This is a genomic window from Filibacter tadaridae (assembly GCF_900609045.1).
GTDB lineage: Bacteria > Bacillota > Bacilli > Bacillales_A > Planococcaceae > Sporosarcina > Sporosarcina tadaridae.
The window spans coordinates 1-12,427 of the sequence record NZ_UXAV01000044.1 but is presented as its reverse complement, the minus strand read 5'-3'; the positions used below and the strand labels follow the sequence as shown (position 1 = coordinate 12,427).

The 12,427-nt window shown below is 40.1% G+C and carries 9 protein-coding genes; all 9 read left to right on the top strand.

All coding sequences use genetic code 11. From position 1 onward, the window contains the following. The first annotated feature begins 40 nt into the window (after positions 1–40). The 9 genes from FILTAD_RS13070 to FILTAD_RS13035 all read left to right on the top strand — a co-directional run bounded on the left by FILTAD_RS13070 (position 41) and on the right by FILTAD_RS13035 (position 12,081). Positions 41–1,726 carry a methylmalonyl-CoA mutase family protein gene (locus tag FILTAD_RS13070; RefSeq protein WP_124071416.1) on the top strand — a complete coding sequence of 562 codons (1,686 nt, stop codon included), beginning with the start codon at positions 41–43 and terminating at the stop codon, positions 1,724–1,726. Further along, a complete protein-coding gene (scpA, locus tag FILTAD_RS13065) occupies positions 1,713–3,872 on the top strand; it encodes a methylmalonyl-CoA mutase (protein WP_124071415.1) in 2,160 nt (719 codons plus the stop codon). Before FILTAD_RS13070 ends, scpA begins: the two co-directional genes overlap by 14 nt. A 41-nt stretch (positions 3,873–3,913) precedes the next feature. Further along, positions 3,914–4,948, top strand: a complete 1,035-nt coding sequence (meaB, locus tag FILTAD_RS13060) for a methylmalonyl Co-A mutase-associated GTPase MeaB (protein WP_124071690.1) — start codon at positions 3,914–3,916, stop codon at positions 4,946–4,948. A 596-nt stretch (positions 4,949–5,544) separates the two neighbouring features. Continuing rightward, a complete protein-coding gene (locus FILTAD_RS15995; protein ID WP_203229718.1) occupies positions 5,545–5,685 on the top strand; it encodes a hypothetical protein in 141 nt (46 codons plus the stop codon). A gap of 325 nt (positions 5,686–6,010) precedes the next feature. Next, positions 6,011–6,373 (top strand): hypothetical protein, encoded by a 363-nt coding sequence (locus FILTAD_RS13055; RefSeq protein ID WP_124071414.1) that lies wholly within the window; start codon positions 6,011–6,013, stop codon positions 6,371–6,373. A 114-nt stretch (positions 6,374–6,487) separates the two neighbouring features. Further along, positions 6,488–6,739, top strand: a complete 252-nt coding sequence (locus FILTAD_RS13050; RefSeq protein ID WP_124071413.1) for a hypothetical protein — start codon at positions 6,488–6,490, stop codon at positions 6,737–6,739. Between the two features lie 188 nt (positions 6,740–6,927). After that, positions 6,928–8,208, top strand: a complete 1,281-nt coding sequence (locus tag FILTAD_RS13045; RefSeq protein ID WP_124071412.1) for a hypothetical protein — start codon at positions 6,928–6,930, stop codon at positions 8,206–8,208. After that, the gene (locus tag FILTAD_RS13040; protein WP_238988258.1) at positions 8,208–10,247 is read left to right on the top strand and encodes an McrB family protein; all 2,040 of its coding nucleotides are present in this window, start codon (positions 8,208–8,210) and stop codon (positions 10,245–10,247) included. The genes FILTAD_RS13045 and FILTAD_RS13040 overlap by 1 nt, the downstream gene beginning before the upstream one ends. Next, complete coding sequence (locus FILTAD_RS13035; protein ID WP_124071410.1) at positions 10,231–12,081, top strand: hypothetical protein; 1,851 nt, start codon at positions 10,231–10,233, stop codon at positions 12,079–12,081. The genes FILTAD_RS13040 and FILTAD_RS13035 overlap by 17 nt, the downstream gene beginning before the upstream one ends. The last annotated feature ends 346 nt before the right edge of the window (positions 12,082–12,427 follow it).

The window sequence follows — 12,427 nt, the reverse complement described above, 5'->3', positions numbered from 1 at the left end:
ACTAAAAGAGACAGATTATCGGGGGAGGGACGTAACCATCATGACGATACAAAAGATGAAAACGACAACATTTAAAAAGTCGACTGTTGACCAATGGAAAGAAGCAGCGACTCAGTCTTTGAGAGGGAAGCCTCTTGAATCGCTTGTAACAAAAACCATTGAAGGAATTGACCTAAAGCCTTTATATACACTAGAAGATTATGAAAAACGTCTACATAAAAAACGTTCTATAAAAAAAGATGCAAGCTGGATAATTGCTCAGCAAACATTCGGAGAAGACGGGAAGGATTTCCTCGACCGATTGAGAACGTCCATAAGCCGTGGCAATGAAGCAATTGTCTACGATGGTACAAAGCAACTGGTTTGGGATGAAGTGTCCCAACAAGAACTGGCAAACCTCATGAAAGACTATCCCGTTTATCTAACAAACACCAAGCTGGATGATCCTATCTTAAACGTGTTTGAACTTGTTGCACCAGAGGAGCGCGCGGCGGTAACAGGAGCTGTTTCTGTGAAGGGTTGGGCGCTTCCTAACGGTTATGCGAATGTGAAATCAGTCGGGGCAGACATGTGGCATGCGCATCATGACGGAGCGGACGCTGTGACTGAACTTGCATTGGCCCTTGCAATAGGTGCCGAACAGGCTACAAATGCAACTGACTTTGCTGATTTTGCCGCCGAATTCTTCGTTCATTTTGCGGTGGATACTCATTTCTTTATGGAAATAGCGAAATTCCGCGCATTTCGTATCTGTTGGCAAGCATTCTGCAGCGCATATGACGTAACAGAAGCACCCTATATACCAGTTCTCGCGACGACTTCGCTTCGGTCTTATTCGAAACTAGATCCTTATGTGAATGTATTACGTGCGGGCAATGAAACCCTCGCTGCTGTATTAGGTGGTGCCGATATGATCACTGTTCACCCGCATACTATTTTGACGGGCCCGACAGATAGCTCTATACGGATAGCACGCAATATCCAACTAGTTATTAAAGAAGAGACACATATCGACAAAGTGATTGACCCGGCTGGTGGAACGTATTTCATCGAAACATTGACGTCGGAACTTGTTGAACATGCCTGGGTATTGTTTTTGGAAATTGAAGCGTCTGGCGGCTATCAAGCTTTCGATGAATCAGGTAGATTGGCCACATTGTTGGAGGAGCGCAAAGCTGAAGTTGCAACTGGCAAGAAATCATTAATCGGAACGAATGTCTACGCTGAACTGACGGATACGACCCTCACTGATTGGGATGGCATTCAAGCTGTCGAACGTCTTGCTGGACCATTTGAAAGACTGAGAACACAATTTGCGGATGAAGAGATCCGTACGGTGTTGTTAACTTTCGGTGATTTAAAGGACTTCAAACCACGTGCTGACTTCGTTAGTGGATTTTTGGCGACGGGTGGCCTTCAGTCAGAATGGAGCCCTGCTTTTAAAAATGCTGAGGAAGCAAATGAATGGCTTGCTGCTGAATTACCGGATTATGCAATCGTTTGTGCGACTCCTGCAATGACAGAAACCGTAATGGAACAACTCTTGGCCGGAGCTCCCGAAAAAATGATTGTAGATGTAGCGGGAAAATATGATGCTGCACTAGAAGAAAAGTGGCTACAAGCCGGGTTAGATGGTTTTATATATGCGGGCCAAAACAAAGTCGACAAACTACAACGTATTTTTTCTTTATGGAACGGAGGTCGCGTGACTGATGAACAAGCCTGATTTTAGTAAAGTGGATTTACATGCTAGTATGGAATCCGCGAAAAAGATAACGAACCCGTCCAAAAAACCTTTTCAGACGAATGAAGGAATCGATGTCAAAGCGATTTATACCGACAAAGACATTGAAACCGTTGCACATGTAAATGATTTTCCAGGAATCGCGCCGAACACTCGCGGGCCTTATCCGACGATGTACGTTGCAAGACCTTGGACGGTTCGCCAATATGCGGGATTTTCTACTGCCGAAGAAAGTAATGCATTCTATAGACGCAATCTTGCGATGGGCCAAAAAGGGCTATCTGTCGCATTTGACCTGGCAACCCATCGTGGTTACGACTCAGATCACCCACGTGTTACGGGTGATGTTGGAAAAGCGGGTGTTGCTATTGACTCAGTGGAAGATATGAAAATCTTATTCGACGGTATCCCGCTCGATCAGATGTCAGTTTCAATGACGATGAACGGCGCAGTACTTCCCATTATGGCATTTTACATTGTGGCGGCAGAAGAACAAGGTGTGTCGTGCGATAAGTTAGCAGGCACGATACAGAATGATATTTTGAAAGAATATATGGTACGTAATACGTATATTTTCCCTCCGGATATGTCGATGAAGATTATTGCCGATATATTCGAATATACATCCAAAAAGATGCCGAAATTCAACTCCATTTCCATTTCCGGCTATCATATGCAAGAAGCAGGCGCCACTGCCGATATCGAACTTGCGTACACATTAGCGGATGGATTGGAATATGTGCGTACCGGTTTGAAAGCAGGCATCGATATCGATTCATTCGCACCAAGATTATCGTTTTTCTGGGCAATCGGCAAAAACTATTTCATGGAAGTCGCAAAAATGCGGGCTGCCCGTAAAATGTGGGCACAGATGATGCAGACGTTTAATCCGAAAAGTCCGAAATCATTGGCGCTTCGTACACACTCGCAGACTTCAGGGTGGAGCTTGACGGAACAAGACCCTTTCAACAACATTACGCGGACACTGATTGAAGCGAATGCTGCTGCAATGGGACATACACAGTCACTTCATACGAATGCACTCGACGAAGCAATCGCTTTGCCGACAGATTTTTCTGCTCGTATTGCGCGCAATACGCAGTTATTCCTGCAAGAGGAGACGTTGATGACGAAAGTGATCGACCCATGGGGCGGTTCGTACTATGTGGAAAAACTAACTGATGAATTGATGGAAAAAGCATGGGAATTGATTGATGAAGTCGAAGAACTTGGCGGTATGGCGAAAGCAATTGAAACAGGGTTGCCGAAGATGAAAATTGAAGAGGCGGCGGCGATACGTCAAGCCCAAATCGATTCTCGTTTCGAGTCAATCATCGGTGTGAATACGTATCGACTTGATAAGGAAGATCCAATCGATATTTTGGATATCGACAATACAGTCGTTCGTCAGAAACAAATTGACCGCATTAATTCGATGAAGGCAACCCGTGATTCCGGTGAAGTAACACTTGCACTCACTGAATTGACGAATGCCGCACGCACAGGCGAAGGCAACTTGCTTGAACTTGCGGTGGACGCAGCACGTGCACGCGCAACAATCGGTGAAATTTCCGATGCGATTGAACGTGTATCAGGAAGACATAAGGCGGTGATTCGTTCGGTGAGTGGTGTATACAGTTCGAATTTCTCGAACGCGGAGGAAATTGATGAAGTGAAAGCGATGGCAGAAGACTTTCTGGAGAATGAAGGACGTAGACCGCGTATTCTTGTTGCGAAAATGGGGCAGGACGGCCACGACCGCGGAGCGAAAGTAATTGCATCTTCATTCGCGGATTTAGGCTTTGACGTAGATATCGGACCACTCTTTCAAACGCCTGAGGAAACTGCGTTGCAAGCCGCTGAAAATGACGTGCATGTTATCGGAGTGAGTTCACTTGCTGCGGGACATAAAACGCTTGTACCAGCACTACTTGAGGAACTGAAGAAAATCGGCCGGGAAGATATCCTGATTGTTGTCGGTGGTGTTATTCCCGCACAAGACTATGCATTCCTACGTGAAAATGGCGCTGCTGCAATTTTCGGCCCGGGAACGGTCATCCCGGTTGCTGCGCAAAAAGTGATTGAAGAAATTTACCGCAGACTCGGTTACGAGGAAGTATCGGATTGAAAAACAATGACCGTCTACCCGACGATAGCGCGCTCAATGTGATGGACGGTATCACGTCCTCACACGACGGCATGGCCACCGCGGCGCGGAAACGATTTGTGAAAAAAAACCGTACCATTCCCGTCCAAGAAATAGCAGATGAAATTGCAAAAGGGTCGAGACTACACCTTGCAAAAGGCATTACGCTTTTAGAAAGTATTACAGCTGAAGACAAAGTGGCAGGACAGCAATTACTGCTCAATTTATTGCCGAAAGCGGGAAACAGTATCCGAATTGGTATTACAGGTGTGCCGGGTGCGGGTAAAAGTACGTTCATCGAGGCATTTGGGTTAATGCTTGCAGATAAAGGCCATAAAGTGGCGGTTCTTGCAATCGATCCGAGCTCGTCAGTAACAGGCGGTAGCATCCTTGGAGATAAAACCCGTATGGAAGAACTTGCGCGACATCCAGGGGCCTTCATCCGGCCATCCCCGACCGCTGGGACACTCGGCGGCGTTCATAAGAAATCCCGCGAGACGATGTTGCTTTGTGAGGCGGCGGGCTATGATGTGATTTTGGTTGAAACAGTCGGTGTCGGACAAAGTGAAACCGTTGTCCGCGGAATGGTGGATTTTTTCATGTTACTTGTCCTTACGGGCGCGGGGGATGAACTCCAAGGGATGAAAAAAGGAATTATGGAGCTTGCAGACAGTATCGTTGTCCATAAAGCGGATGGTGACAATTTGAAACTTGCGAAAAAAACGGTTCGGGAATATCGCCAATTACTCCATTTCCTACAACCGGCATCACCAGGATGGACAACAACATCACAACCGGTATCGTCTATAAAGGAAACGGGGCTAAAAGAAGTTTGGGAAACGGTGTTGAAATTCAAAGAAACGATGATGGACAATGATTTTTGGGATGAGCGCCGCAGGTCTCAGACAAAGGATTGGTTCCGTTCGATGATTACAGATCGGCTGATTGATTCGTTTTTTACCCAGCCTGGTAAGAAAGAAGAAGTGGGGAGATTGGAGAAAGCTTTGCTTGGTGATGAGATTACTGTTGCTGGGGCGGTTGATCAGTTATTTAAGTAGAGTTGTACTCTTTCCAATAACGCTTGGCGCTTGGGGATGCCTCCCGCGATAAGCCTGATAGAAAAGCGCTATCAGTCTTATTGCTTCGGCTACCCCGGTGAGGCGCCTTCGCTGGAGATTATATGGGGATTGTTAGTTTAACAGGGCTTCTTATAGAAAAGTAAATAAAAGAGTGCCTACCAATCCTGCAGATTCTGTCTGTACGGGAGGTAGGCACTTTTATATTTATACGTTGACATATAGAGTCCACTCAACAATGCTTGGCGCTCGGGGATGCCTCCCGCAATAAGCCTGATAGAAGACCGCTATCAGTCTTATTGCTTCGGCTACCCCTGTTAGGCGCCTTCGCTGGAGATTATATGGAATTATGAGTTCAACTTATTTAGGTGGAATTTGTAGAAATTAGGATTTCCGAATGCCGAAGTATGATAAAATTATACTATAACAAGAAATTGCATACGTTGTGTGTGAACTTGAAAGCGGTATCTTCACTAGGCCGCGCACAATGCTGACACATGCAAGAGTATTCGTAGAAAATATATTGCAGCAAGTTATTTAAGCAGAAAAGCTACCAGATGAGCCTTGGACGAATTTGAATGAATGAAGACTGGATAGAAACGGTTGGGCAGTTGCTGAAGGAATTGGTGATTTTGGCGAAGTGTGAGAATGTTGGGATTGGGACTGTGGAGAAGTTGTTTGGGCAGTTGGAGGGGAAGCGACCGAGACTGACCATTTAATAATCGTACAAACTTGAAAACACTAGCAAATGTTAAAGGTGTTTTTCATGCTATATATGTATTTTCCTCCACTTAATAAGCATCAACAAAAGAACCGAAAATGTTGCAACCAACTTTTTTGTTTTTTTTTGTTATAAGAATTCTCAAATTATAATTCAGCCAGGGAACATAATTTGGTAAAGGTTGTATGAATATACTTGATAACTGTGGTAAAGTTATGTCAATAAACAAATTACTAATGAACCAAGTCAATTGTTTTATTGTGCACTACAGTTGAGTAAGTACTGTTGGTTAGCAGTTCTTAGGTGAAAAGAGGTGGGTAAAATTGATTATCTATAATGAACCGTCATCACGTTTTTTGGAACATATCCTTGATAATGATATTGGTTATGTACTACAAAAGAATGCACAGCATCTTATGAATAAATCAATTTTAGCCAGAGAATTAAGATCATGGGAAAATTCACTACCGCAAATGGCGAAAGTACTCAGAGACGCAGACGTGAAAGACAATATGCATATACTACTCGAGTACAAGTTGCCATCAACAGAAAAAAGAATTGACTTTCTAATTGCTGGTCATGATAAAAAAGGAAGGAAAAATGCAGTCATTGTTGAATTAAAGCAATGGCAGAAAGCCAAGGTGGAAAAAGGCGATGGGATTGTCAGGACATTCTTGGGTGGTTGAGAGCGAAAAACCGTTCAACCATCCTATCAAGCGCGTTCTTATAAACGATACCGCCAAAGTTTTAATGAGGCCCTTTATCAGGACTCAACAATCAATTTAACTTTTTGTGCTTATTTGCATAATTACATCCCAGCCCGGAATAATGAACCGTTACTTGACCCACGCTATTCGAATTACATAGTAGACACACCAATTTTCATTCAGTTTAATGATCGTGAACTGGCTGCGAAACTTAAAAATGATGTTTCAGAAGGCGATGGCTTCGAAATTGCGAAAAGTATCGAAGAAGGTAAAATTCGACCTTCAAAGAAACTAGTTGAAACAGTAGATTCTCTTTTTCATGGAAGCGAAGAATTAATCGTATGATTCTACCCCACCTTTTTGGGTTGAATCATATGAATCATTATACTATAAAGATATAATGATTTTACATTAAATAAGTTGTTATAAGATTCTTCATATCTATATATCAATCAGGGAGGGTAATTAACTTTGGAATGTGATAAAACTCTGACAAAACAAAAAAGTAGTTACATCAAAGTGAGGGGAGTTCCATGGATGAAATAAAAGTATTGGTGAATGCGCTTTCTAAAGATGAATTGGTAGCAGTTGTAAGAAGGTTTAGAATTGAGATTCATGGTTTTCAAAGAAATTTCGAACTAGCTCCGATAGAAATGTTACGTTCTTTTTTAATAAAAGAATTGAAGCAGGGTTTACGACCAAAACGCAAAGGTCGGAAGAATACAACAATCCCAGAGGTTTATGAATTAATAAGCTCTTCTTTTGCACAGAAACATCCTGATTTTGAAAAGTTGTCCCTAGAGGAAATGGGGTTAATGGTGGAAATGGGTTTGGAGTACTCACCAGGAGCCATTCTATCATTAGTATATACAAAATTCCCCAGCAAATATGAGGAGTATAAAGTGAAGCTGGCTGATAATATGAAAGAAGGTGAACCTTTACTAAATGGGATTTTTAAGGAATTGACCGTCGATGAAAAAATGAATATTTTGAGAGAGGAAGTACTTACCAAGGCTGATTTATATAGTCGGTTGAAAGAGTATATTTCGCAAATAGAGGAAGAAAAAGGAGAAGTATTTTACGGAGAGGTTCACCGAAAGGTTAATCATAGCGATGAAAAAAGTTTTATAAACGAATTATTTGTGACTCCAACTAATTTCCGTCACATTCCTATGTTGGCTTTTTTAATTGAAAAAAATAGGTACTTAGAAGCCAATTATAGTTTCTTACTTCAACATGTCATACAATCATTTGATGATCAAAAACTAACTGAAGTGTATCGAACGGTCGATGGATTGGAAGAAGAGGTTGACAAAAAAGAAAACGAATTGTGTGAGATAAAAGGTGAAAGTAAGCGATTGGAAGATGTCGAGGAACATTATGGAAGGTTGAAAGAACGATATACTGAGGTGAATCAAGATAATGAGGCGCTTAGGGCAAGCTTGGTTCGGTTATCTGAAATACAAAAGAGTAATGAACCTTTCTTAAGATACTTTCATAATTTATTGGCGAAACACAGAGCTATTATTGTAACGAGTGATACGGAACTTTTCCGGAATATGGAGATTATGGATTATGTGGAGGGTGTACAAGAATTTCATTGTCACCGTAAAGGGAAGAATACACATCGTTATCAAGATAAAACCGTTCTCATTTCTAGAACTTCTTTTGTTTCCACGTCTGAATGGATGGTGACGAAAAGATTTTTTGAAAGTAGTAATATTTATTACTTTGAGTTATCTGGATACGATATTAGCGGTTATATTGAACAAATTATTGAAAATCTCCACAAAGAAAGGATGCGAATATATTGATGAACGGAATTGTGGATAAAGAGATTAGTAGAGAAGATCGACAGAAAATTGAGGAGTGCTACATATTAGGGAGATTAGCGGACGATGGCCTGTTACCACGACTGGGCGCTGAATTAGAAAAAGCTGTCGCCTACCATAAAGATGGGGAGGACAGGGTGGTATTTTATCTAACTGCTCTATCGAGAGAGCCCGAGTTACTAAGACGATTACTAGGAAAAGACAATGACGATGTTTACATCTCTTTTGATAATAAAAACAAAAGGTACTTGGAAAGAGTCGGTTATTTTAATAATGAAAATCGAGTGGAGTTTCTAAGAGAACACTTTAAAGGTAAATTGATTTTGTTCAAGCCGGTATTAAATTATGAAATGAAAAAAGAGCGGTATCACTATAACTTTGAGATTCTCTTAGTAGAAAAAATGGAATCCGAAGATGAGAATTATCAAGACTTTTTGCCTGTACCTGTGTTAAGTAACTCTGTTCCTTCTACTCGTTTTGAAAGAAAGTTATTAGATGAGAAACCCATAGAGCTAAGTTGCTATAATCATGCGTTAGACGTACCCGAGTTCATCATTTGTGATGGATATATCTATCAAATTCCTGATGAATCTGTTCTAGAGAAATACGTAGTCAACTCCAACATGTATATTTGTCGGAAGCCTGAGCAAGTTATGCGGATAGAAATCCCTGAGGATTATGAACGAAACATGAGGATGGTTCATAAAGAGATTGCTTTTATATCGAATGACATTCGATTGAGTTGGATTGACTTGATCAATGATGAGGGGGTTTCGATCCAAGAAACAGAAGAGATGAAGAAGGTAGAAAGTAAAGAAAAGATAGCAGGCAATGCCGTAACTTCGGAAAGTTTAGTGGGAGAAGTATTAGCAGAGACGGTGACAGAAGGCGACTTTATTCTTCGACTTGATTATTTAGCGCGCAAGAAGAAATTAAGATACTCTCTTGAAAATCTATATAACTTCCATACGTCCCTGAAGACATCGAACTTTACAATTCTAGGGGGAATGAGCGGGACGGGGAAAACCCAACTGGCCATGTTGTATGCAGAGGCGATGAAGATGAAGGAAGGGGATAATCTACTATTTATTCCAGTGAAACCTTCCTATACTGAACCAAGTGATTTATTAGGGTTTTTGAATCCACAGACAGGGGTTTATACAGAAAGTGATGTAGGTTTGGTCTCCTTTATGTACGAAGCAAGTAAAAAACCAGAGAAAATGTATATGATTGTATTTGATGAAATGAACTTAGGTCAAGTAGAATACTATTTCAGTGACTTCTTGTCCATTTTGGAGCTCGAAAATAAGCGTTTACGCTTATTTAATAAAAGCGCCATGTGTGTCCAAGAGCATTTAAGAGACGGAATTCTTATTAAGGACAACATCCTATTTGTGGGAACAGCGAATTTCGATGAAACCACTCGAGACTTCTCAAATCGGATGCTAGACCGTAGTAATGTGATTATTTTGGAAAAGATGACATTTGGGGATGCTTATAAACACGAAACAAATGAAAATATAGAAAACCCTAATGACTATGCGAATCAAGAAAAGAATGAAATCAAAAATCCTGATACTGAAATTACTGCCAACAACTATAATGGGTGGATTGTTAATAACGGACGAAGGCTAGCGTCATTAGAGGAACAAGAATTGTCTATTTTAGATAAACTTCATGAGGAAATTAGTAACTTTGATTCTCAAACAGGGGTATCCTTCCGAATCGCGGAGCAAATCGGTCATTACCTTGACAATATCCCGAAGGATGAAAATGGCGTCCCATTTCTATCCCGGGGTACAGCTTTTGACAACCAAATCAAGCAGCGTATTTTATCAAAAATTCGAGGCCATAAAGAACAAATCGAGAAATTGGTTGGTCGTTATGATGAAGAGAACGGTTATTCAGATGGAAGAATTAGCATTGTATTGACAAGCGGAGAGCGTCAGCACTGTGAGAAATCAATTGCTTATCTGGAGCAAAAAGCGAAAGAGTTGATGAGAAATGGTTACACATTATAAAGAAAAGCCGTTGCCGTTTTCTTTTTACTTTGAGGATAAATATAAGCGTAAGTATGAAGTGATGGAATTATGGAAAAGTGAAGTAGGTATGGAAGTTTCTAAACTTCCAATATTAAAAGAGAGTTCTATTTTTGGACTTCAATTTTATGTAGGAGATGAAGAAGAGTATGACCCACAATCGTATTGCAGCATTCAGACAAATTTATACGACCAAACGGATGGACAAATAGAGCGAAAATATTCCTTGGGTATTGGATGTTCTGGTAAGAGATGGTTGTATCAAGGGGGGAATGGGGAAGAGTTTCCTTGGAGAATGGGAGTATACTTCTTGGAAGTTTATTACAAAGGCGAGACGTATATAGGGGGAATTAATGTCCTTCCTAACCACTTGGATGAAAAACAAGTGAGAGAAATACACAACTATCTCAATGAGCAAGTTCAAGATATTATATATGATTTCGTGTACAGTAATAAGACGTTTTCCAATGATGATGAAACAGTACTTCCGAGGTATTGGTATTATGATTATGCGCGTAAGATCGATGAAAGATATTATGAGTTTATGTATTGCATGACAGCAATTGAGAAAAATCCTAAAGATCGAATGGAGTCTTTATATAAGGCTTCAATTCGTTCGGGTAAAATTGATCATAAAAGTATTCGTTGGTCGGTATCGAATAAGGGATTGGCAAAAAATGCGGGTAATCACCACAGTAATTTTCAGCTTAATAAAAAAAAAGTTACGAGTTATGATTCTGAAGGAAATCGGTGGATTAAAAACATTCTTCTAATTTGGAAAAAAGATATATTGAATGTAACCTTTTATATTAAGCGTGACCTAAATAGCTATAGAAATAAGCTGAAAGAGCAGAAAGAGGAATATATTCGTATATATGATGAAAAAGAATATCTTATGAGCAAGAGAGATTCAGGTGAGAACACGAAAAGGAATGTTAAAAGTCAATTAATCATGATTGGGAAAGATATGAGGAATACAAATATTAAAGTTTCTATCTTGAAAGGAAAACTGGATGTCTTGAAAAAGATGGAAAGTAAGTTGATTTTCTTTCTTAATAGTACATTTCTAGGGGATGTGGAAAGAGGGATTCGAAAACCTTTTTTAAAGGAAATTCAATATTATCGAGTAGATTCTATCTTTGAAGAATTGAAGAAGATTCGCGAAAATAAAGGGGAGAACAACCAAATAACTCCTATTTTAAAACCTACATGGCTAGTTTATGAATACTTCTGTTTATTTAGAGTAATCAAGGTGCTAATAGATTCAGGTTATACATTAATTCAAGGTATAGATGAGGATGTTTTGAATCTCTATCTTACAGACCGTATCCAAGAAGGAACGAAATTTGTTCTTGAAAGCGAGGAGAAGGTCGTTCATATATGGTACGATCATTATCATGCTCATACAGAAAAAGAGGCTTTAGATAAAGGGGAGCTTTTTTATACACCGAATCCTAAGAAAAGGCCCGATTTTAAAATTGACTTTTTCAGAAAAACGAAAGAAGGAAACCTATTTCTACACTCAGTGATTATGGATGCTAAATTTAGTCAATTGAAAACAATTTATAACCCTCAATATAAAAATAAAACGGAAGAGCAGCTGTCAGGATATTATAGTTATTTTTGTGTTCTTCCTGAGGCAGGGCATCGCCCTTGTATAGATCGAGTAGTATGTTTGTATGCAGGGGAAGGCACCCGTGACGTTCAAAAGAGATATGAATCCATTACTTATTTAAGGTTGCATCCATTAATTGGTGAAAACGGACCTTTTGTGGTAGGAGAAGAAGAATTAAGAGATATATTACAATTATCATAAGCGAGATTTTCTCAGTCGTTAAGACTGGAAAGATCCTAAATTTCGGGTACCTGTGCGTGAAACTATTTCGACAATACACTACAATTACATATTTATGTGATAAAAGCGTTAATGTCTACTACTTATCGACTATTTATACAATTGGTTGAATTGTTGGTTGTTTTTTGTTGCACAGCGTTTAATGTGAAATAAGTCAAGCGCTATGTTTCATGTATTTTGGCCGCACGAAACCAAAGTCCCAGGTTATTATTTTTTTGAAACTCAACAATCACAGAACACTCTATAATGGCATCTTTCCGCAGCGGGAAAGGTCTTGTGTTTTCATTCCACAGGGATACATCCTATT

Excerpts from the sequence above, each read along its gene's own strand:
- FILTAD_RS13070 (WP_124071416.1), top strand. The coding sequence starts at position 41 with ATGACGATACAAAAGATGAAAACGACAACATTTAAAAAGTCGACTGTT.
- scpA (WP_124071415.1), top strand. The coding sequence starts at position 1,713 with ATGAACAAGCCTGATTTTAGTAAAGTGGATTTACATGCTAGTATGGAA.
- meaB (WP_124071690.1), top strand. The coding sequence starts at position 3,914 with ATGGACGGTATCACGTCCTCACACGACGGCATGGCCACCGCGGCGCGG.
- FILTAD_RS15995 (WP_203229718.1), top strand. The coding sequence starts at position 5,545 with ATGAATGAAGACTGGATAGAAACGGTTGGGCAGTTGCTGAAGGAATTG.
- FILTAD_RS13045 (WP_124071412.1), top strand. The coding sequence starts at position 6,928 with ATGGATGAAATAAAAGTATTGGTGAATGCGCTTTCTAAAGATGAATTG.
- FILTAD_RS13040 (WP_238988258.1), top strand. The coding sequence starts at position 8,208 with ATGAACGGAATTGTGGATAAAGAGATTAGTAGAGAAGATCGACAGAAA.
- FILTAD_RS13035 (WP_124071410.1), top strand. The coding sequence starts at position 10,231 with ATGGTTACACATTATAAAGAAAAGCCGTTGCCGTTTTCTTTTTACTTT.